This is a genomic window from Streptomyces sp. NPDC002623, assembly GCF_053592635.1.
Map to the genome: position 1 here is coordinate 147,633 of NZ_JBSFWB010000015.1, position 20,184 is coordinate 167,816.

The window sequence follows — 20,184 nt, forward strand, 5'->3', positions numbered from 1 at the left end:
GCCAGTCCATGGAATCCAGACAGTCCATACAGTCCAGAAAGGACGGACCCGCGGGTGACCGCAGAACAGCAGAAGAAGCCCCGCGCCGAGGACGACTGGACCTTTGAGATCGTCATCGCCGTCGCGGTCGTGCTCCTCGTCGGCGCCGGTGCCTGGCTCGCCGCGAAGGTCGGGGCCGGGTATGCCGACAAGCCCGCGCCGGCGTCGAATCCGTTGACGTTCCTCGTCGAGGTGGTCAAGGGCGACTACAGCTGGCCCGGTTCGCCGGCCAGTGCCGTCGCGGCCGGGGAGGCGGTGGTCGTCGGGCTGCTCGGCCTGGCCGCCTACCGGGTGCGCGAGCGGTTCAGGAACAAGCCCAAGGTGGACGGCGCCGCCAAGCACCTCGCGAAGGGCGAGGAGCTCGGCAAGCTGACGATGAAGGGCGCCGCCGCCACCGCCGAGCGGCTCGGGGTGCAGTCCGCCACGCCCGGCGTGTTCATCGGACGGTCCGTCAAGGGGCGCCAGCCGCTGTACGGGTCGTACGAGGACATGCATGTGGACATCTGGGGGCCGCGGACCGGCAAGACGACCCGGCGTGCCATTCCGGCCATCCTCGACGGGCCCGGCGCCGTCCTCGTCACCTCCAACAAGCGGGACATCGTGGACGCCACCCGGGGGCCGCGGACCGCGCGCGGGCCGGTGTGGGTGTTCGACCCGCAGCAGGTCGCCCAGGAGGAGCCGACCTGGTGGTGGAACCCGCTGTCGTACGTCACCGACGTCGCCAAGGCCCGCAAGATGGCCGATCACTTCGCCAGCGGTTCGCGGGACGCGAGCGCCTCCACCGACGCCTTCTTCGACCCGGCCGGCCAGGACCTGCTCGCCAATCTGCTGCTCGCCGCCGCCTGCGCCAAGGCGCCCATCACGCAGATCTACACCTGGCTCTCCAACCCCAAGGACGACGCCCCGGAGCGGATCCTGCGCGGCGCCGGGCACGCCATGTCCGCGGACGGTCTGGCCGGTGTGATCAACGCCCCCGACAAGCAGCGCAGCGGCATCTACGGCGTCGCCCAGCAGATGGCGTCCTGCCTGGTCAACCCCGAGGTCAACCGGTGGGTGACGCCGCCCGCCGACGAGTACGCGGGCGAGTTCGACCCGCATGAGTTCGTCCGCGGCGGTGGCACCCTGTACTCCCTGAGCCGGGAAGGGCGCGACTCCGCCGGGCCGCTGGTGACCGCGCTCACCGTCGCCGTCGTCGAGGCCGCCGAGGAGTTCGCCACCACGCAGCGCGGCGGACGGCTGCCGCTGCCGCTGGTCGGTGTGCTCGACGAGGCGGCCAACGTGTGCCGCTGGCGCAACCTTCCCGACCTGTACTCCCACTACGGTTCGCGCGGCATCATCCTGATGACGATCCTGCAGTCCTGGGCGCAGGGCATCGAGGTGTGGGGCGAGCGCGGCATGGAGAAGCTGTGGTCCGCGGCGAACGTCCGCGTCTACGGCGGCGGCGTCTCCGACACCCGCTTCCTGGGCGACCTGAGCGAACTGGCCGGTGAGTTCGAGCTGCGCGAGTACCAGACGAGCCGTGAGTCGGAGTTCGGCGGCTGGTCCGGCAACCGCGCGATCAGCGAGTCCACGCGCCGCGAGCGGGTGCTCCAGGTCTCCGACCTCGGCGCGATGCCCCCCGGCCGGGCCCTCGTCCTCGCCTCCGGCACCAAGCCGGTGCTGGTCGAGACGGTCCCGTGGTGGGAGGGCGCGTACGCGGCCGAGGTCCAGGCCTCGCTGAAGAAGTACGACCCCGGGGCGCGTTGAGACCCGTCGAACGGAGAGGGGCCCGGAGGCAGTCGCCTTCGGGCCCCTCGCGCATTGGCTGTACGGTCTTTTCAGTGTCTGTGCGTCGCCTCCGCGCCGTCTCCGCCCGGTCTTCACGCATCCCACGCCCGCTAAGCGGAGTGTGATGTTGCTACTTCGTTAAGTGGTTTTGCTTGACGCCGGCGGTGAGCGCCGCGTTGTCTTTCAGACACGTGGGTCACCATGTCGCACCCATGTCCGCACCGCCCCGAACGCACCTGAAGTGAGCCCCCGAATGCGTCGTATCGCCATAGCTGTGGTCGCCTCCACGATGTCCGTCTCGCTCGCCGGGTGCGGGCTGGGTGCTTCGGAGAGCGCCGGCAGTGCGACACCGACCCGGAGCAACGACATCACCGTGGGCGTCCTGATGCCGGAGGAGACGAACACCCGGTACGTGGAGTTCGACTACCCCATCATCAAGAAGAAGGTCGCCGAGCTCACGCAGAACAAGGGCAAGACGGAGTACGCGAACGCCGCCGCGTCCGACAAGACGCAGAGCAACCAGATGCAGCAGATGATCGACAAGAAGGTCGACGTCATCCTGCTGGACGCCGTCGACTCGCACAAAATCGCCCCCATGGTGAAGAAGGCCAAAGAAGCGAACATTCCGGTCATCGCCTACGACCGTCTCGCCGAGGGCCCGATCGACGCGTACGTCTCCTTCGACAACGAGCTGGTCGGCGAGGTGCAGGGCCGCACCCTGGTCGAGGCCATCGGCAACGCCCAGCTCAGCGACAAGATCGTCATGGTGAACGGCTCGCCCACCGACCCGAACGCCGGGCAGTTCAAGGAGGGCGCGCTCAACGAGCTCAACGGCCGGGTCACGATCGCGAAGACGTACGACACCGACAAGTGGAGCCCGGAGATCGCCCAGGCCAGCATGACGAAGGCGATCGACGCGATCGGCAAGGACAACATCGACGGCGTCTACTCCGCCAACGACGCCATGGCCGGCGGCATCATCAAGGCCCTGAAGGCGGCGGGCGTCAGCGACAGCGACCTGCCCCCGATCACCGGTCAGGACGCGGAGCTGCCGGCCGTGCAGCGGATCATCAGCGGCGAGCAGTACATGAGCGTCTACAAGCCGTACCCGGGCGAGGCCGAGGCCGCCGCCGAGGCGGCCGTCGCCAGGGTCCAGGGCCGCAACATCCAGTTCGACGCCCTCACCCGGGACCGGGTCGACAGCCCGACGAACAAGGACATTCCGGCCAAGCTGGTGCCCGTCGTCGCGCTGACGAAGAAGAACATCAAGCAGACCGTCGTCGCCGACGGCATCTACACCGTCGCCGACATCTGCACCGCCAAGTACAAGGCCCTCTGCGACGCCATGGACCTGAAGTAGTCGAAACCGATGCGGACCCCGCCCGGCGCGTACGGCGCCGGGCGGGGCTTTTGCGTCACCGGCTTATTTGCGTCACCGGCTCCTCTGCCTCACCGGCTTCTCTGCGGCACCGGCTTCGCGTCAGCCGGTCCGTGCGGGCCCCCGGTCAGGCCACCCGGGTGAACTCCACGGTCACCTCCGGCGGTCCGCCGGCGACCCCCCGGTAGATCCCCTTGTGCGGTGTGACGTCGTCGTAGTCGCGGCCCCGGCCGACCACGACGTGGGACTCGTCGGCCCGGGTCCGGTTCGTGGGGTCGTAGCCGTGCCAGTCGCCCGCCCAGTACTCGACCCAGGCGTGGCTCTGCCCGGCCACCGGGCGGTGCAGCTCCGCGTCGCGCTCGGGGTGGAGATACCCGGAGACGTAGCGCGTGGGCAGGCCCAGGCCGCGCAGCAGGGCGATCGTGAGGTGGGCGATGTCCTGGCAGACGCCGGCGCCCTGCTCCCAGGCCTCGGCGGCCGAGGTGTTCACGCCGGTGGCGCCCGGGAGATAGGTCACCCGGTCGGCGACCAGCGCGGACACGGCCACGGCCGTCCCGTGCGGATCCAGGCCCGCGGCCGCCTTCCGCGCCTTCTTCACCAGCTTCGGCGGGACCGTCGTACGGACCGTGGGGCCCGCGAACTCCAACAGGCGGGAGTCGGCGACGCGTTCGGCGATCTCGGCCCAGGCGGGGGCCGGCGGCAGGGCGTCCGGCGGGGCCGTCTCCACCAGGCTGGACGCCGTGATGGTGAGGTCCGCGTGCGGGTCCATCAGCTCGAAGGCCGTGACCTGGGTTCCCCAGTAGTCCCAGTACGACCAGGTGGAGGCCGCCGGGCGGATGGTCACCCGGGAGTCCAGCGTCGTCTGGCCCGGCAGGGTGAGCGGGGTCATCCGGACCTCGTTGTGCGAGAGGACGGCGGCCTGCGCGTAGGCGACACGGGTCGTGTGCCGGATGCGCAGCCGGCGGGTGGCAGCCGCGGTGGTCATCGTGCTCACGCTCCTTCCTGGGCCCATACGACGGGCCCCTGGTACGGGAAGAACCGCTCCGCGACCGCCTCCGCCGAGGCCATGCAGGCCGTCTGCAGATCACGGAGCAGCAAGGGGAGTTGTTCTTCCAGGGCGTGCGAGTCGAGGTATTCGAGACGGGTGCGCAGCCGGCCGATGGGACGGCGCGCCGGGTCGTGGCGGGGCCGGCCGAGCGCGGTCAGGCACTCCTCGGCCGTCGTCAGGGCGTGCAGGGCGGAGCGCGGGAAGTCCCGGTCCAGGAGGAGGAATTCGGCCACCCGCGGAGTGTCGCCGAAGCCGCCGTACACGCGCGCGTACGCCTCGTCGGCGCCGGACGCGCTCAGCAGGGTCGGCCAGTCGGGCGCGTGCGCGGCGTCCAGCACCCGCACCGACAGCAGCCGTACGGTCATGTCCACCCGCTCCAGGCTGCGGCCCAGCACGACGAACCGCCAGCTGTCGTCGCGGCTCATCGTGGAGTCGGCGAGACCGAAGAACAGGGCCGCGCGGCTGCGCACGAGCTCCAGATAGCCGTAGGGGCCGGTACGGCGGGCCGCGCGCCGCTGGTCGGCGAGGGCGTGCCAGGTGGCGTTGAGGCACTCCCACATCGCGGAGGAGACGGCCTCCCGGGCGCTGCGGGCGTTGAGCCGGGCCGCGCCGAGCGCGCCCTCGATGGAACAGGTGGAGCGGGCGTCGAAGGCGAGCTGGTCGAGGACCTGCTGCATGTCCACGGCGGGGCCGCCCGCGTCGACGCCGAGGATCGCGTACAGCGACCGGCAGGCCACGTCCTCGTCGCGCCAGGGGTCCTCCAGCATGCGGTGGAGGTAGGCGTCGAGGATGCGCGCGGTGGCGTCGGCCCGTTCGACGTAGCGGCCGGTCCAGGTCAGCGCCTCGGCGATGCGGGAGAGGATCACGTCGTTCACTGCTGCGCCCCTTCCTGTGCTCCGACGGGGTTCTGGTCGGGGCCGAGCTGGCGGGGGACGACGGACGGCAGCGGGCCGTCGTCGGCGGTGCGGGACGGGCCCTCGACCGGGCCCTCGGCGAGCACCCAGGTGTCCTTGGAGCCGCCGCCCTGGCTGGAGTTGACGATCAGGTTGCCCTCCTGGAGCGCCACGCGCGTCAGTCCGCCGGGCAGCACCCAGACCTCGTTGCCGTCGTTCACGGCGAACGGCCGCAGGTCGATGTGGCGCGGCGCCATGCGTTCGCCGGAGAGGGTGGGCGAGGTGGACAGGGCGACGGGCCGCTGGGCGATGAAGCCGCGCGGGTCGGCGGCGACGGCCTTGCGCGTCTTCTCCAGGGTCCTGGCGTCGGCCTTCGGGCCGATCACGATGCCCTGTCCGCCCGCGCCGTCCACGGGCTTGATGACCAGCCGGTCCAGCTGGTCGAGGACGGCGTCGAGTTGTCCGGGCTCGTCCGGGCGGTACGACTCGACGTTGGGGAGAATCGGTTCTTCGCCGAGGTAGTACCGGATCAGGTCCGGGACATACGTGTAGAGGAGCTTGTCGTCGGCGATGCCGTTGCCGACGGCGTTGGCGAGGGTGACCTTTCCGGCCACGGCCGCGGTCATGATCCCCGGGCAGCCGATCACCGAGTCGGGCCGGAAGTGGAGCGGATCGAGGAAGTCGTCGTCGAGCCGCCGGTAGACGACATGGACCGGCACCTCGCCCTTGGTGGTCCGCATCCACACCCGGTGGTTGCGGCACACGAGGTCGTGCCCCTCGACCAGCTGCACGCCCATCAGCCGGGCCAGCAGGGCGTGCTCGAAGTACGCGGCGTTGCTGGGGCCGGGGGTGAGGACCACGACCCGGGGGTCGGCGGTCCCCTCGGGTGCGGCGGCGCGCAGGGCGGCCAGCAGCCGCGCCGGGTAGCCGTCCACCGGGACGACGTGCTGTCCGTCGAAGAGGGAGGGGAACACCCGGGTCATGGCCCGTCTGTTCTCGATGACGTACGACACCCCGCTGGGCACCCGCACGTTGTCCTCCAGCACCCGGAAGTCCCCGGCCTCGTCCCGGACGAGGTCGATGCCGGCGACGTGGATGCGCACCCCGCCGGGCGGTTCGACCCCGTGGGCCGCGCGGTGGAAGTGCGGGGAGCCCAGCAGCAGCCGCCAGGGGACGACCCCGTCCTCGAAGGCGCGGCAGGGCCCGTAGGCGTCGGCGAGGTAGGCCTCCAGGGCCCTGACCCGCTGACCGACGCCCCGTTGTATGAAATCCCATTCCAGTGCGTCGAGGATCCTGGGCACGAGGTCCAGCGGCCAGGGCCGCTCCTCGCCCGCGAAGGCGTAGGTCACGCCACGGTCGGTGAAGGCGCGGGCCATCTGGTCGGCCCTGAAGCGCAGTTCACCTGGTTCGATCGGCTGAAGTGCCGCCAGCACCGGCTCGTAGGCGGTCCTGACCTCACCCGGCCGCTCGAACATCTCGTCCCACGCGTCGGCCAACGCGTACGCGTCAAATATGTCCGCCATGGCCCGACGGTAAGTGCGGCAGGTAACACGGCGATCACTCGGGCATTTCCGGAAGTGCACGCGTGTGCGAGGGGGGGCGGAGGGGGTGCGGGTGCGTGGGCCCGGTGCGGCTGCGCGGCCGGGGCGGGACGGTGCACGGGGTGGGCGCGGGACGGCGCACGAGGCGGGACGGTGCACGGGATGTGCCGGAGAAACCCCTGGCCCGGCCGGACTCCCCCGTGGTCCGGCCGGGTTGGTTCTGCTTCCCCCCCGAGTGGGGAGCACCCGGGGGAAAGCCCCGGACTCAACGATGCACCGCCGTCCACACCCTGCACCACCGTCAGCTTGTTGCAGTGCGAGGGGAGGAGGCCGGTAGAAACTCACCCAGACGGGTGGTTTTCTTCGACGTTGGCCGGAGGAGCCGTGTTGCGGAGCCGCTCTCGGCCGCGCATAGTTGCGCTCCGGAACAGGCGTACGGCGGGGGTGGGATGGACGATGGCCGGGCACGGGACGGAGGACCATCCACACGGTGCCGACCGACTGTGCGAGGCCGGGGATCGCGTGTATTCCCGGGCCGTGCGGCGCGGTCGGGTGGCGCGGACCGACGCCGAGCCGGTCCCGTGCCTGCTGGAACTGGCGCTGCTGCACCCTGACCCCGACGACATGGACTGGCTGGTGCCGACCTCCCCGCAGGAGGTCATGACCCGGCTGCTGCGCGGCCTCTACGAAGAGGTGAGCGCGAGCCAGCGGCGGATGGGCTCGGCGGTCGCCGCCTTCGAGTGGTACGCGGGACTGGGCGGTCCGACACGGGCCGCGACGGCCGGTGAGGGCGCGGCGATCCGGGTCCTGGACGGCCCCTCCCGCATCCAGGCCGCCCTGGACGCGGCGACCGAGGCGTGTACGACCGAGGTCCTCACCGTGCAGCCCGGCGGCATCCGGCGCGAGCACGAGCTGTCGGAGGGCCTGCACCGCGCGCTCGAGCTGCGCGGCCGGGGCGTGCGCATGCGGGACCTCTACAACCATGTCGCCCGGCACGGCCAGGGGCTGCTCAACTATCTGGAGCTGATGGGCGACGCGGTGGAGGCCCGCACCCTGGACGAGGTCATCGACCGGCTGATCCTCTTCGACCGCACGGTCGCCTTCATCCCGGCGAACGCCGACCGCACGATGGCCCTGGAGCTGCGCCACCCGGCCCTGATCTCCTACCTGGTGACGGTCTTCGAACGGCTGTGGCGGCTGGCGGTCCCGCTCACCGCGCCGCTCCCCGACACCCGGATCGAGGGCATCTCGCACCGCGAGCAGTCCATCGCCGCCCTGCTGGCGGAGGGCCACCAGGACGCGGTGATCGCCGAGCGCCTGGGCATCAGCGTCCGCACCTGCCGCGCGCACATCGCCCGTCTCTCGGAGACCCTGGGCGCGGCCAGCCGGACCCAGCTGGGGGTGCGGATAGCCCAGGTCGGCCTCGACCGCCCGTCGGGGGAGGCGCAGACGCAGACGCAGACGGCGGACCCGGCGGCCGCGCCCGTCAGCGTGCCGGCTCCGGCCCCGGACCCGGACCTGGCCCCGGACCCGGACCTGGCCCCGGACCCGGACCTGGCCCCTGCTCAGGCTCCTGACCCCGCGCCCGGCGCTGCTCCTGGTGCTGTCCCTGGTGCTGTTCCCGGTCAAGGATCCCCGACTGCCCGATGAGGTAGCCGAGCTGGGCGCGGCTCTCGCTGCCGAGGGTGGTGGCGAGTTTGGCGATGTGCACGCGCGCGGTGCGGATGTTCATGCCGAGGCGGTCGGCGATGACGGCATCGGTGCAGCCCTCGACGAGCAGGGCGGCGATGGCCTGCTGGCGGGGCGTGACGCCGTCCCTGGAGAGCCGCTGGACCGCCTGCGGGTACATCGGCGTGGCCAGCCGCCAGAGCCGGTCGAAGGTGGTCGTGAAGTAGGTCAGCAGGGCGGGGTGGCGCACCTCCAGGGCGAGCCGGCCGTCCTCGCCGGCGGGGATGAAGGCGACCGCGCCGTCGATGACGATGAGGCGGTCGGTGACCTCGTCCAGGGTGCGGGCCTCCGCGTCGCCCCGGAGCTGCTCGTAGCGGGCCAGGACGAGCGGCATATGGCGCTGGGTGTGCTGGTAGAGGGTGCGGATGCGGCAGCCCCGGTCGAGCAGGGCCTGGTCGCGGGCCATGGCGACGCCCTGGGCCGTCTCGCCGCGCGGCCCGCTGTAGTGGACGTGGGGCTGGACGCAGAGGACTTCGCTCGTCGCCTCGGCCGTCGCCTCGGTGATGGCCTCGTTGATCCGGTCGGTGCCGCTGAGGAGCCGCAGGGAGGCGGGGTCCGTGGGGGCGGTGCGGCCGCCGGTGATCCGCATGAGGGGTTCGAACAGCGTCGTCAGCTGCTCCTCGCGCCGCCGTTCCTCGGCGATGCGGGTGCCCGAGGCGCGCAGCAGCCGGTGCAGGGCGAGGGCCGGGGCGACGGGTTCGAGCTGGGCCGCGTCGTCCACGGCCGGGTGCACGAGGCCCAGGGCGAGCAGGCACGGGGCCGTCGCCTCGGCCTCCTCGGTCTTGACGCGGCCGAAGCGCAGGGCCTGCTCATAGAGTCTCGTGCCCGCGGCGCAGAGGTTCTCCACGCCGTGGTGGGGGTGCGGCGGCGCGTTCACTGCGGTTCTCCCTCCCCTTCGCGATGTGCGGATCTTCGAGGACGTGCGGAAGGCCGCGCTCAGGGCTCCTGTTTGAGAATCCCCGACTGGGCTATCAGGAAGCCGAGTTGCGCGCGGCTGCCACTGCCCAGGGCGGTGGCGAGTTTGGCGATGTGGGCTCTGCAGGTGCGTACGTTCATGCCGAGCCGGCGGGCTATCGCCTCGTCGACGTGCCCCTCGACGAGGAGCTTGGCGATGGAGTGCTGGATGTCCGTGATGCCGTCGGGCGCGGTCTCGTAGGGGGCGCCGGTGGCGAGCGGGACCGCGCGGCCCCACATGAACTCGAAGACCTTGATGAGGTAGCGGACGAGCCCCGGGTGCCGGAGTTCGAGGGCGACCTGGCCGTCGTCGCGGGTGGGGATGAAGGCCACGGTCTCGTCGCAGATGATCAGCCGCTCCACGAGTTCGTCGATGGTGCGGTACTCCACCTTGCCGTCGGTGAACTGGGAGACGTAGGCGATGGTCTCGGGGCTGTAGCGGGCCGTGTGCTGGTAGAGGGTCCGGATGCGGCAGCCGCGTTCGATCAGCGGCCGGTCGCGTTCGAGCCCTTGGGCGAGGGTGTGCTCCAGGCGGCGGCGGCTCGGCTGGACGGTGAGCATCTCGGTCTGGCACTGGGACGTGGCCAGATCGAGCGCCGCGTTGATCCGGTCGATGCCCTCCAGCACCGTGATCGAGTGGGTCGTCGGCGTCGGCTGGGCGCTGAGGGTCATGAACGGCTCGAAAGCGTCGGCGAGCTCCACCGACAGCCGTCTGCGCTGGGTTATCTCGCGTTCGATCGGGTTGAGCAGTTGGGAAAGCGCGATCGACGGGGGCACCGGGCGCAGCCAGTTCGCGTCGTCCGGGTCGGCATGAAGCAGGGCGAACTCCATCAAACACGGAGCAGGCTCCACGTCCGCACGGGCGATGCGTCCCGTCCGAAGAGCGTTCCCATAGAGACGGCGACCTTCCTCGCACAGCTCAGTCGACGCATGAGGATGTGTCTGCTTTGTCTCATTTTTCGTCAAATCTCCACCCCCCAGGGTCCTGAACGTGCAGGAACATGATGCATCGATTGTGTGGCCATGACGTGCCCGAATGGGCCATCGTCGTAGTCGACGGGGGAGAGGTGACCTTCAAATGAGGACGAAGCCGACTATGCATAAGAGAATGCTTCGCTCGGCGCTTGCCGCCGCCTTCTCCGCCGCCCTGGCCTTCGCGGCGCTGAGCGGCCTGACGGGGACGACGGGTGACACGGCGCGAGACAGTACGTGGAGCCCGGGCACCGGGACCGTCTCGGCGCTCGACAGCACGTGGTCCACTCCCACGGACAGCACGTGGGTCGTGACGGCGTCCGACGCCCTCGGCGACAGCACCTGGGTCGCTCCCGCGGGCGAAGGCGACAGTACGTGGGCCGCCGAGTCATGACCACGCCACCCGACGACCGCTCCTTCCGCCGCGAAATGGCAACCGCCTACCGCTCCGGCTGGCACTTCATCGACCTGGTCACCGCCATCCCCCACAGTGGTGACTCGTTGATGGTGACCGTGTTCGGCGAGCCGGTGGTCGTGACGCGCGACGAGGACGAGGACGTACGGGCCTACCGGTGCCTGCGCAAGCCCCGGGGAGCGCCGCAGCCCGTGCGGTGTGCCATTCGATACGGAATGATCTTTGTGAACCTGGACCAGCGGGACCACAGGCTCGTCGAGCCCGAGGTCCCGCCCCTGAAGACCATCTCAGCCACCCCCCGCAGTGCCTGACGCGATTCCCCCGTCGTAACAGATCGCTCAGGTACTTCCCCCCGCAGCGGCGTCACCGTGACCTGAACACGGTGACGCCGCTGCAGTTTCCGGGGACATTTCCCGCTATGCGCCCGGTTGAGCCTTGGCCGGAAATCGACGGGGACGGATCCGGTCACGTCGCCCTTCTCGCCCGCGCCCCTGCGCCCGCGTCGCCCGCGCCCCTGCGCCCGTGTCACCCGCGCCCCGCCGCCCGCGTCACCCGTGCCCCGCCGCCCCGTCATCCGCGTCCCATCGCCCGCGTCAGTTCGATCTCGATCACCACGCGCGCGGGGTTGGGGCTCGGCGTGCGCCCGTAGCGCTGCGCGTACCGGCGCTCCGCGTCAGCGACCCGGTCCGGTTCCGTACGCACGCGTGCCCGGCCCTCCAGCGTCGCCCAGCGCCTCCCGTCCACCTGGCACACCGCGACCCGCGCGCCGGCCGGGCCCGCCGCCAGGACGTTGCCGACCTTCGCGCTGGTCTTGAGGGCGATGACCCGGGCGAGGCGGCTCTCGGGGTCGTACGTCACTCCGACCGGAACCACGTGCGGACTGCCGTCCGGGCGTGGTGTGGTCAGCGTGCACAGATGTCGTTCGCGCCAGAAGGTGAGATACGGATCGTCCGGGGCGCCCGGATCCTGGGGATGTACGGCCATGCTTCGGAACCTAGTCCTTCGCGGACGCCCGGCGCATGCGCCGCTCGACGATCTTCGCGAACCTTGAGCGGAATAGACTCAACTTTGTGTACGCTGACTGAGTCAGTACTGAAGTAGTACGGGAGAGCGCTGACGCAAGGAGGAGAACAGCGAACGTGGACGCCGAGCTGACCAACCGGAGCCGGGACGCGATCAACGCGGCCAGCAGCAGAGCCGTGTCCCAGGGACACGCCGACCTCACCCCTGCCCACCTGCTGCTCGCACTGCTCCAGGGGCAGGACAACGAGAACATCGTCGACCTTCTGGCCGCCGTCGACGCCGACCAGGCCGCCGTGCGCGCCGGGGCCGAGAAGGTGCTCGGCTCGCTACCCAGCGTGACCGGGTCCACCGTCGCGCCCCCGCAGCCCAACCGCGAGCTGCTGGCCGTCGTCGCCGACGCGCAGAGCCGCGCCCGCGAGCTGGGGGACGAGTACCTGTCGACCGAGCATCTGCTCCTCGGCATCGCCGCCAAGGGCGGACCGGCCGGAGAGGTGCTCACCCAGCAGGGCGCCACCGCCAGGAAGCTCCAGGAGGCCTTCCAGAAGGCCCGCGGCGCGCGCCGGGTGACCAGCGCCGACCCCGAGGGGCAGTACAAGGCCCTGGAGAAGTTCGGCACCGACTTCACCGCAGCCGCCCGCGAGGGCAAGCTCGACCCGGTCATCGGGCGGGACCAGGAGATCCGGCGGGTCGTCCAGGTCCTCTCCCGCCGTACGAAGAACAACCCCGTCCTGATCGGCGAGCCCGGCGTCGGCAAGACCGCCGTCGTCGAGGGGCTCGCGCAGCGGATCGTCAAGGGCGATGTGCCCGAGTCCCTCAAGAACAAGCGGCTCGTCGCGCTCGACCTGGGCGCGATGGTCGCCGGCGCCAAGTACCGCGGCGAGTTCGAGGAGCGGCTGAAGACCGTCCTCGCCGAGATCAAGGACTCCGACGGGCAGATCATCACGTTCATCGACGAGCTGCACACGGTCGTCGGCGCGGGCGCCGGCGGCGACTCCGCGATGGACGCCGGCAACATGCTCAAGCCGATGCTCGCGCGCGGCGAGCTGCGCATGGTCGGCGCGACCACGCTCGACGAGTACCGGGAGCGGATCGAGAAGGACCCGGCGCTGGAGCGCCGCTTCCAGCAGGTGCTGGTGGCCGAGCCGTCGGTCGAGGACTCCATCGCGATCCTGCGCGGTCTGAAGGGCCGCTACGAGGCCCACCACAAGGTGCAGATCGCCGACGCGGCCCTGGTCGCCGCCGCGACCCTCTCCGACCGGTACATCACCTCCCGCTTCCTGCCCGACAAGGCCATCGACCTCGTCGACGAGGCGGCCTCCCGCCTCCGTATGGAGATCGACTCGTCCCCGGTCGAGATCGACGAGCTGCAGCGGTCCGTGGACCGGCTGAAGATGGAGGAGCTGGCCCTCAGCAAGGAGACCGACGCCGCCTCCCGCGAGCGTCTGGAGAAGCTGCGCCGCGACCTCGCCGACAAGGAGGAGGAGCTGCGCGGCCTCAACGCCCGCTGGGAGAAGGAGAAGGAGTCCCTCAACCGGGTCGGCGAGCTCAAGGAGAAGCTGGACGAGCTGCGCGGCCAGGCCGAGCGCGCCCAGCGCGACGGCGACTTCGACACCGCCAGCAAGCTGCTCTACGGCGAGATCCCGGCCGTGGAACGCGACCTGGAGGAGGCCTCCGAGGCCGAGGAGGAGGCCGCCGGCGACACCATGGTCAAGGAGGAGGTCGGCTCCGACGACATCGCCGACGTCGTCGCCTCCTGGACCGGCATCCCGGCCGGCCGCCTGCTGGAGGGCGAGACGCAGAAGCTGCTGCGCATGGAGGACGAACTGGGCCGCCGGCTGATCGGCCAGAGCGAGGCCGTCCAGGCCGTCTCGGACGCCGTGCGCCGCTCCCGCGCCGGCATCTCCGACCCCGACCGCCCCACCGGCTCCTTCCTCTTCCTGGGCCCGACGGGCGTGGGCAAGACCGAGCTGGCCAAGGCCCTCGCCGACTTCCTCTTCGACGACGAGCGGGCCATGATCCGCATCGACATGTCGGAGTACGGCGAGAAGCACAGCGTCGCCCGCCTGGTCGGCGCGCCCCCCGGCTACGTCGGCTACGAGGAGGGCGGCCAGCTCACCGAGGCGGTCCGCAGGCGCCCGTACTCCGTGGTCCTGCTGGACGAGGTGGAGAAGGCGCACCCGGAGGTCTTCGACGTCCTGCTCCAGGTCCTGGACGACGTCCGGCTCACCGACGGCCAGGGCCGCACGGTCGACTTCCGCAACGCGATCCTGGTGCTGACCTCCAACCTGGGCAGCCAGTACCTGGTCGACCCGGTACCCACCGAGGCGGAGAAGAAGCAGCGGGTCCTGGAGGTGGTGAGGGCGTCCTTCAAGCCGGAGTTCCTCAACCGGCTCGACGACCTGGTCGTCTTCTCGGCCCTGAACAAGGAGGAGCTCGGCCGGATCGCCCGCCTCCAGATCGACCGCCTCGCCAAGCGGCTCGCCGAGCGCCGCCTCACCCTGGAGGTCACCGACGCGGCCCTGGCCTGGCTCGCCGAGGAGGGCAACGACCCGGCGTACGGCGCCCGACCGCTGCGCCGCCTGGTCCAGACGGCCATCGGCGACCGGCTGGCCAAGGAGATCCTGGCGGGCGAGGTGAAGGACGGCGACACGGTCCGCGTCGACGCCTTCGGCGAGGGCCTGATCGTGGGCCCGGCGACCGGCAAGACGCTGTAGCGCCCCTGCCGCCGCCCCCGTCCCGTCACGTCACGTCGTGAACGCCGAGTACCGCACCCGCGCGGTCTCGGCGTTCTCGTACGTCACGTTCACGTTGACGTAGTACGCGTCCGCCCCGGGGTGCTCGGTGACGTCGAGCTGGAAGCAGTAGTCCGTGCCGTGCGCGCAGGCCTCGGTCCCCGGGCCGCCCGGCTCGGGGGCCTCCGGATAGGCGTCCGTCAGCCAGGCGTCGACGCCCGCGCGCGGCATCCGGAAGTCCGCCTGGTAGTTCGTGTCCAGCCAGGACTCCCTCGTGCACTCGGCGTCCTTGGCACCGGTCGGCAGCTTCGCCCCGCCGAACGCCAGCGCCTCGGCGCAGGGCACCTTCTCGATCCGGGCCCCGTCCAGCTCCTCGTCGTCGGTCAGCACCCAGACCGCGAACAGCACCACCAGGCCGGCCACCAGCAGCACCGGCAGGGCCAGGATCGCCGCCACCACGCCCCACCTGGTCCGCCCCCGCGGCACCGGCTCCGGCACCGGCTCCAAAGCCGGCGGCACACCGGCCCCGCTTCGCTCGTTCGCCATGTGAATCCCCTCCCCCTGTCACCGCAGCTTCGCGCAACAGGCCGGATCATGTCAGCTCACGGCTGACAGGTCCCGGCCGGGCTTGCCACCCCCCTCCCCGCATGGGGGAGGATGGCGGGATCCGTACGAAGGGAAAAACACGGTGAGCATCGACCCGTCCTCGATTCCGAACTTCGGGGGCCAGCCCGAGCCGCAGCCCCAGGGTGGACCGGCGGGCCCCGTCGTCCCGGATCAGGATCTCGTGAAGCAGCTCCTCGACCAGATGGAGCTGAAGTACGTCGTCGACGACGAGGGTGACCTCGCGGCGCCGTGGGAGGAGTTCCGTACGTACTTCATGTTCCGCGGCGAGGGTGACCAGTCGGTCTACTCGGTGCGGACGTTCTACGACCGGCCCCACCAGATCGACGACAAGGCGCAGCTCCTCGAGTCGATCGACGACTGGAACCGGCGCACCCTGTGGCCCAAGGTCTACACCCACACCCACGACGACGGCACCGTCCGCCTCATCGGCGAGGCGCAGCTGCTGATCGGTGCCGGTGTCAACATCGAGCTGTTCGTCTCCTCGACGGTGAGCTGGGTGCGGGCGGCCATCGAGTTCGACAAGTGGCTGGTGGAGCAGCTGGGCCTGGAGAAGGACGTCGACGACGCCGAGGCGAAGTCCGACGAGCAGCCGGAGGACGGCGACGAGTAGGTCGCACGACCCGGCCCGAGTGCCGAAAGAGCGGGCGCCCGTCCACAGCCTGTGGACGGGCGCCCGCTTTCTGCCGCCGTGGCTCAGCCGGCCAGCGCCTTCAGCCGGGTCACCGCCTCCTCCAGCACGCTCGCCTTCTTGCAGAACGCGAACCGCACGAACGGCGCGCCCGCCTCGCGGTGGTCGTAGAAGACGGCGTTGGGGATGGCGACCACGCCCGCCCGCTCGGGCAGCGAGCGGCAGAACGCGAAGCCGTCGCTCTCGCCGAGGGGGCGGATGTCGGTGGTGATGAAGTAGGTGCCGGCCGGCCGGAAGACCGCGAAGCCGGCCTCCGTGAGCCCCGTGGCCAGCAGATCGCGCTTGGCCAGCATGTCCGCGCGGAAGGCGTCGAAGTAGCTGTCGGGCAGCGCGAGCGCCTCGGCGACCGCGTACTGGAACGGGCCGGACGACACATACGTCAGGAACTGCTTCGCCGAGCGCACCGCCGTGACCAGACCGGGCGTCGCCGTGACCCAGCCGACCTTCCAGCCGGTGAACGAGAACGTCTTGCCGGCCGAGCCGATCGTGACCGTGCGCTCCCGCATGCCGGGCAGCGTCGCCAGCGGCACGTGCTCGGCCTCGTCGAAGACCAGGTGCTCGTACACCTCGTCGGTGACGACCAGCAGGTCCCGCTCCACCGCCAGCTCGGCGATCGCCGTCAGCTCCGCCCGGGTGAGGACCGTCCCGGTCGGGTTGTGCGGGGTGTTGACGAGCAGCAGCCGGGTGCGGTCGGTGACCGCGTCGCGCAGCTCGTCCAGGTCGAGGCGGAACCGGGCGTGCTCGGGGTCCGGGCGCAGGGTGACCGGCACGCGCGTGGCGCCCGCCATCGCGATGCAGGCCGCGTAGGAGTCGTAGTAGGGCTCCAGGGCGACGACCTCGTCACCGGGCTCCAGCAGGGCCAGCAGGGTGGCCGCGATGGCCTCCGTGGCGCCCGCGGTGACCAGGACCTCCGTGTCCGGGTCGAAGGAGAGGCCGTAACGGCGGCGCTGGTGATCGGCGATCGCCGTGCGCAGCTCGGGCACGCCCGGGCCCGGCGGGTACTGGTTGCCGCGGCCGTCGCGCAGCGCCCGCACGGCCGCCTCGCGGACCTCCTCGGGGCCGTCCGTGTCGGGGAAGCCCTGGCCCAGGTTGATCGAGCCGGTCGTCAGCGCGAGGGCGGACATCTCGGCGAAGATCGTCGTCCCGAACTCGGCGAGACGGCGGTTGAGGAAGGGGCGTGCGGTGGAGGTCATGCCCGCCATCCTGCGCCGAAGCTCTGGACTTCCTCAACTCTGCTTTGGCAGTCGAGACGGGCGGGCATCCCCCGTTCACGTGGGCGCCGACGCACCACGCGAGGCGCCCACGGGGGGTCGCTTCGGGGGACACGGAAGGAGGGTGACGCCATGATCTTCGGCATCATCCTGGCGGTGATCGGAATCCTGCTCGTGGCGGCCTTGTTCGCGAATGTCCGCAGGCACAGCGCCACGAGCTCCTACCGCGGCGGCCGCTCGCGCGGCCGCGGCAGCGGCAGCAGCAGCAGCGGCGCGGCCGGTGCGACCGGCAGCGACGGCGGCAGCTGGTGGACCGGCGGGGGCGACGGCGGCTCCGGCGACTCCGGCGGCGGGCACGGCGGAGGCCACTCCTGCGGCGGTGGGTCTTCCTGCGGCGGAGGCGGCGGATGCGGCGGAGGCAGCTGACACGGGGCAGCTGAGCTCCCGCGGGGGGAGCCGTATCCGGACCGCGGGGCCCGACCGACCACGGGCTCCGCGGTCGCACCATGCGCGCGGCATGTGCACGTGGCGGGCGCGAAGGGGGCGTGCCGGCCCGCCCGGCGCACGCCGTGGTTGAACAGTTGAGCTGTGGAGCCCCCCGAGGGATGGAAACCCCACGAAGTTGGGTAAAAACGCTGTGGCGGCACCACAGTTCATGATTCCCTCTAAAACATCAACGCAGCCCCTCGGACCCCTTCGGACGTCCCGAGCGGACGACCTTCCCAGACCGGGCTGACCGGGGCCGTTTCCCCGGTGTCGACCGGGGTGCGCCGTACCTAACCTCTTTTCTTTGCGTCTCCGCGGAGCCGACCCATGCTCACGACCCTGAACACCTCCTACACCGATACGCGCGCGGCCGATCTCGCCTGGGCACTGGGGCGCGAACCGCTGCCCGCCCTCGCCACCCTCGACCTCGAACTGTCCGGTGCCAAACTGCAGTTGAGACTGCTCGGCGCATCGCACCAGGTGCTGCTGGAGGAGGAGCAGGGCTGTTGTTCGGAGACGGTGGCCTGCATCCCCGGCAGCAGCACCCCGCTCCCGCTGGGCGTCGCCAAGCGGGTCGGCGACTGGGAGTACGAGTTCGCGGCGCGCGTCGAGGTGCTCTCGCCGGGCCAGTTCGCGGGCCGCGCCCAGGAACTCCTGGCCCTCGTCTCCGAGCATCCGCACGGCCTCGCCGGCGTCTTCCCCGGCAGCCCGCACGCCTTCACCGCCCTCCTCGCCCACCACCACGAGGGCCAGGTGCGCTGGCGCACCTGGCACGCCTACCCCCAGGACGGCCAGTTGGTGGCGACCAGAACCCGGGTCGGCGTTCGCGCGCGAACCGGCGCGGAGTCAAGGGTTTGACGCCCAGGTTCCACACGTGTGGGTGACGAAGCGTGTGAGGGCCGTGACGTAACGTCGCAGTCGTGATCGAACCGCACGCGCCGGCCCCGCCCGGTGTCCGGCCGGACGGGGAGCCGCCCTGGCGCGGGCCCGCGCGGCTGCCCGTCCGCCCGGACACCGGGCGGCTCCTGGTCCTCGCCTGCGTGTTCGTCTGCGCCGCCTGCGGTCTCGTCTACGAACTGGAACTCGTCGCCCTCGCGTCCTACTTGATGGGCGACTCCGTCACCCAGGCCTCCGTCGTGCTGTCCGTCATGGTCTTCGCGATGGGCATCGGCTCCCTCGCCGCCAAACGGCTGCGCCGGTTCGCCGCGGCCGGCTTCGGCGCCCTGGAGGCGACCCTCGCCCTGGTCGGCGGCTGCAGCGCCATGGCGCTCTACGCGATGTTCGCCTGGACGGGCGCCTGGGGCGGCCTGTGGGCGGGCGGCTCCCGCGTCCTGCTCGTCGGGTTCTCGCTCGCCATCGGCCTGCTCATCGGCGCCGAGGTCCCCCTCCTCATGGAGCTCATCCAGCGCATCCGCCGCCAGGACGCGGGCGGCGCGGTGGCCGACCTCTTCGCCGCGGACTACGTGGGCGCACTGGTGGGCGGCCTCGCCTTCCCCTTCCTGCTGCTGCCGTTCCTGGGCCAGCTCACCAGCTCCCTGCTGACCGGCGCGGTCAACGTGGTGGCCGGGGCCGCCCTGGTGCTCGGCCTCTTCCGCCGCGACCTCACCTGCCGGGCCCGCTGCCTGCTGCTCGTCGCCAACCTCACCGTCCTCGGCGTCCTCGCCTCCGCCGCCGTCCTCGTCGACGACTTCGAACGGGCGGCGCGCCAGGCGGTGTACGGCGACGACGTGCGGGTGGCGGTGAAGACCGGCGTGCAGGAGATCGTCCTCACCGGCGGCGACGACGGCCGCCCCCTCGACCTCTACCTCGACGGCCGCCTCCGCGTCGGCGGCCGCGACGAACGGCGCTACCACGAGGCCCTCGTCCACCCCGCGATGAACGGCCCGCACACGCGCGTGCTGATCCTCGGCGGCGGCGACGGCCTGGCCGCCCGCGAGGTCCTCACCCACCCCGACGTCCATAGCGTCGACATCGTCGAACTCGACCCCGGCCTGGTCCGGCTGGCCCGCACCGACCCGGCCCTGTCCCGGCTGAACGAGCACGCCTACGGCGACCGAAGCGTCCACGTCACCGCGGAGGACGCCTTCCACTGGCTGCGCGGGGCGCGTGCGGCGACGTACGACGTGGTCGTCGCGGACCTGCCGGACCCCGGCATCACGGCGAGCACCAAGCTCTACTCCGAGGAGTTCTACGGCCTCGCCCGGCGCGCCCTCGCCCCCGGCGGCCGCCTGGTCGTGCACGCCGGCCCGGTCGCGACCCGGCCGTGCGTGTTCTGGACGGTCGAGGCGACGATGCGCGCGGCGGGCCTGCACACCGCCCCCTACCGCGTGGACGGCCGCGCGACCGGCTTCACCGCGGGCCCCGACCGCACCGCCGACGCCGCCCGGGAGCCCCGCGACTGGGGCTTCGTCCTGGCCACCGCCGGCACCCGCCCGCTCCTGAGCCTCGACCGCCATGAACACCGGCTGCACACCCTGACCCAGGCGGCCCTGGCGGCGGACGCCCGAGCGGCGGAGGAGACCCGGGTGACCGGAGTCCGGCCCTCCACCCTGGTGCATCCGCGGTACTGAGGCGGTGGCGAGGCGATACCGACGCCGTGCTGAGGGGTGACGGCCCGTACCACCGGGCGGCGGCCGGGGGACCCGAATCCCGGTTTCGGCAGGTGCTTTCCGGCACTCGCTG

The 20,184-nt window shown here is 71.5% G+C and carries 16 protein-coding genes and 1 pseudogene; 9 read left to right on the plus strand and 8 right to left on the minus strand.

Features of this window, described 5'->3' with window-relative positions:
• The first annotated feature begins 54 nt into the window (after positions 1-54).
• Together ACWD4O_RS26625 and ACWD4O_RS26630 are read left to right on the plus strand one after the other, a co-directional pair.
• Entirely contained in the window at positions 55-1,785 is a 1,731-nt protein-coding gene (locus ACWD4O_RS26625; protein WP_451283487.1) for a type IV secretory system conjugative DNA transfer family protein, read from the plus strand.
• A 274-nt stretch (positions 1,786-2,059) separates the two neighbouring features.
• Positions 2,060-3,166, plus strand: coding sequence for a sugar ABC transporter substrate-binding protein (locus ACWD4O_RS26630; protein ID WP_451283489.1), 1,107 nt, complete (start codon positions 2,060-2,062; stop codon positions 3,164-3,166).
• Between the two features lie 145 nt (positions 3,167-3,311).
• On the opposite strand, the gene ACWD4O_RS26635 is transcribed toward ACWD4O_RS26630, so the two are convergent.
• From ACWD4O_RS26635 to ACWD4O_RS26645, 3 genes are read right to left on the minus strand one after another with little or no spacing between them, the layout of a single operon-like run.
• Positions 3,312-4,169 carry a transglutaminase family protein gene (locus tag ACWD4O_RS26635; protein WP_451283491.1) on the minus strand — a complete coding sequence of 286 codons (858 nt, stop codon included), beginning with the start codon at positions 4,167-4,169 and terminating at the stop codon, positions 3,312-3,314.
• A 5-nt stretch (positions 4,170-4,174) separates the two neighbouring features.
• On the minus strand, positions 4,175-5,107 hold the full coding sequence (locus ACWD4O_RS26640; RefSeq protein WP_351919046.1) for an alpha-E domain-containing protein: 933 nt from the start codon (positions 5,105-5,107) through the stop codon (positions 4,175-4,177).
• Positions 5,104-6,648: a circularly permuted type 2 ATP-grasp protein gene (locus tag ACWD4O_RS26645; RefSeq protein WP_451283493.1), complete on the minus strand. Its 1,545-nt coding sequence runs from the start codon at positions 6,646-6,648 to the stop codon at positions 5,104-5,106. The genes ACWD4O_RS26640 and ACWD4O_RS26645 overlap by 4 nt, the downstream gene beginning before the upstream one ends.
• Before the next feature lie 474 nt (positions 6,649-7,122).
• On the opposite strand from ACWD4O_RS26645, the gene ACWD4O_RS26650 reads away from it, so the two are divergent.
• Positions 7,123-8,316 (plus strand): LuxR C-terminal-related transcriptional regulator, encoded by a 1,194-nt coding sequence (locus ACWD4O_RS26650; protein ID WP_451283495.1) that lies wholly within the window; start codon positions 7,123-7,125, stop codon positions 8,314-8,316.
• Here ACWD4O_RS26650 and ACWD4O_RS26655 read toward each other — a convergent pair.
• Positions 8,285-9,271: pseudogene (locus ACWD4O_RS26655) on the minus strand (helix-turn-helix transcriptional regulator); the annotation flags it as partial. The gene ACWD4O_RS26650 and the pseudogene ACWD4O_RS26655 sit on opposite strands and share 32 nt — an antisense overlap.
• Positions 9,272-9,330: 59 nt before the next feature.
• Positions 9,331-10,179 carry a helix-turn-helix transcriptional regulator gene (locus ACWD4O_RS26660; RefSeq protein WP_351919050.1) on the minus strand — a complete coding sequence of 283 codons (849 nt, stop codon included), beginning with the start codon at positions 10,177-10,179 and terminating at the stop codon, positions 9,331-9,333.
• Positions 10,180-10,710: 531 nt separating this feature from the next.
• Between ACWD4O_RS26660 and ACWD4O_RS26665 the strand changes: the two genes are divergently transcribed.
• Positions 10,711-11,046, plus strand: coding sequence for a Rieske (2Fe-2S) protein (locus ACWD4O_RS26665; RefSeq protein WP_093773992.1), 336 nt, complete (start codon positions 10,711-10,713; stop codon positions 11,044-11,046).
• 259 nt (positions 11,047-11,305) lie between these two features.
• On the opposite strand, the gene ACWD4O_RS26670 is transcribed toward ACWD4O_RS26665, so the two are convergent.
• Positions 11,306-11,719 (minus strand): pyridoxamine 5'-phosphate oxidase family protein, encoded by a 414-nt coding sequence (locus tag ACWD4O_RS26670; RefSeq protein WP_451283497.1) that lies wholly within the window; start codon positions 11,717-11,719, stop codon positions 11,306-11,308.
• 155 nt (positions 11,720-11,874) lie between these two features.
• On the opposite strand from ACWD4O_RS26670, the gene clpB reads away from it, so the two are divergent.
• The gene (gene clpB / locus ACWD4O_RS26675) at positions 11,875-14,472 is read left to right on the plus strand and encodes an ATP-dependent chaperone ClpB (RefSeq protein ID WP_451283499.1); all 2,598 of its coding nucleotides are present in this window, start codon (positions 11,875-11,877) and stop codon (positions 14,470-14,472) included.
• Between the two features lie 30 nt (positions 14,473-14,502).
• On the opposite strand, the gene ACWD4O_RS26680 is transcribed toward clpB, so the two are convergent.
• On the minus strand, positions 14,503-15,036 hold the full coding sequence (locus ACWD4O_RS26680; protein ID WP_451283500.1) for a hypothetical protein: 534 nt from the start codon (positions 15,034-15,036) through the stop codon (positions 14,503-14,505).
• Between the two features lie 142 nt (positions 15,037-15,178).
• Between ACWD4O_RS26680 and ACWD4O_RS26685 the strand changes: the two genes are divergently transcribed.
• Positions 15,179-15,727, plus strand: coding sequence for a YbjN domain-containing protein (locus ACWD4O_RS26685; RefSeq protein ID WP_351919058.1), 549 nt, complete (start codon positions 15,179-15,181; stop codon positions 15,725-15,727).
• A gap of 83 nt (positions 15,728-15,810) precedes the next feature.
• Here ACWD4O_RS26685 and ACWD4O_RS26690 read toward each other — a convergent pair whose 3' ends face one another.
• Positions 15,811-17,007 (minus strand): pyridoxal phosphate-dependent aminotransferase, encoded by a 1,197-nt coding sequence (locus tag ACWD4O_RS26690; protein ID WP_451283502.1) that lies wholly within the window; start codon positions 17,005-17,007, stop codon positions 15,811-15,813.
• 141 nt (positions 17,008-17,148) lie between these two features.
• Between ACWD4O_RS26690 and ACWD4O_RS26695 the strand changes: the two genes are divergently transcribed.
• The 3 genes from ACWD4O_RS26695 to ACWD4O_RS26705 all read left to right on the plus strand — a co-directional run bounded on the left by ACWD4O_RS26695 (position 17,149) and on the right by ACWD4O_RS26705 (position 20,072).
• Positions 17,149-17,442, plus strand: coding sequence for a hypothetical protein (locus ACWD4O_RS26695; protein ID WP_451283504.1), 294 nt, complete (start codon positions 17,149-17,151; stop codon positions 17,440-17,442).
• Between the two features lie 387 nt (positions 17,443-17,829).
• Positions 17,830-18,360, plus strand: a complete 531-nt coding sequence (locus ACWD4O_RS26700) for a DUF2617 family protein (protein ID WP_451283506.1) — start codon at positions 17,830-17,832, stop codon at positions 18,358-18,360.
• A gap of 62 nt (positions 18,361-18,422) precedes the next feature.
• Positions 18,423-20,072 (plus strand): polyamine aminopropyltransferase, encoded by a 1,650-nt coding sequence (locus tag ACWD4O_RS26705; RefSeq protein ID WP_451283507.1) that lies wholly within the window; start codon positions 18,423-18,425, stop codon positions 20,070-20,072.
• The last annotated feature ends 112 nt before the right edge of the window (positions 20,073-20,184 follow it).

What these genes read in the sequence shown, in the direction of transcription:
- ACWD4O_RS26630 (WP_451283489.1), top strand. Translation starts at nt 2,060, where the DNA reads ATGCGTCGTATCGCCATAGCTGTGGTCGCCTCCACGATGTCCGTCTCG.
- ACWD4O_RS26635 (WP_451283491.1), bottom strand. Translation starts at nt 4,169, where the DNA reads ATGACCACCGCGGCTGCCACCCGCCGGCTGCGCATCCGGCACACGACC.
- ACWD4O_RS26645 (WP_451283493.1), bottom strand. Translation starts at nt 6,648, where the DNA reads ATGGCGGACATATTTGACGCGTACGCGTTGGCCGACGCGTGGGACGAG.
- ACWD4O_RS26650 (WP_451283495.1), top strand. Translation starts at nt 7,123, where the DNA reads ATGGCCGGGCACGGGACGGAGGACCATCCACACGGTGCCGACCGACTG.
- ACWD4O_RS26660 (WP_351919050.1), bottom strand. Translation starts at nt 10,179, where the DNA reads ATGGAGTTCGCCCTGCTTCATGCCGACCCGGACGACGCGAACTGGCTG.
- ACWD4O_RS26665 (WP_093773992.1), top strand. Translation starts at nt 10,711, where the DNA reads ATGACCACGCCACCCGACGACCGCTCCTTCCGCCGCGAAATGGCAACC.
- ACWD4O_RS26670 (WP_451283497.1), bottom strand. Translation starts at nt 11,719, where the DNA reads ATGGCCGTACATCCCCAGGATCCGGGCGCCCCGGACGATCCGTATCTC.
- ACWD4O_RS26680 (WP_451283500.1), bottom strand. Translation starts at nt 15,036, where the DNA reads ATGGCGAACGAGCGAAGCGGGGCCGGTGTGCCGCCGGCTTTGGAGCCG.
- ACWD4O_RS26690 (WP_451283502.1), bottom strand. Translation starts at nt 17,007, where the DNA reads ATGGCGGGCATGACCTCCACCGCACGCCCCTTCCTCAACCGCCGTCTC.
- ACWD4O_RS26695 (WP_451283504.1), top strand. Translation starts at nt 17,149, where the DNA reads ATGATCTTCGGCATCATCCTGGCGGTGATCGGAATCCTGCTCGTGGCG.
- ACWD4O_RS26700 (WP_451283506.1), top strand. Translation starts at nt 17,830, where the DNA reads ATGCTCACGACCCTGAACACCTCCTACACCGATACGCGCGCGGCCGAT.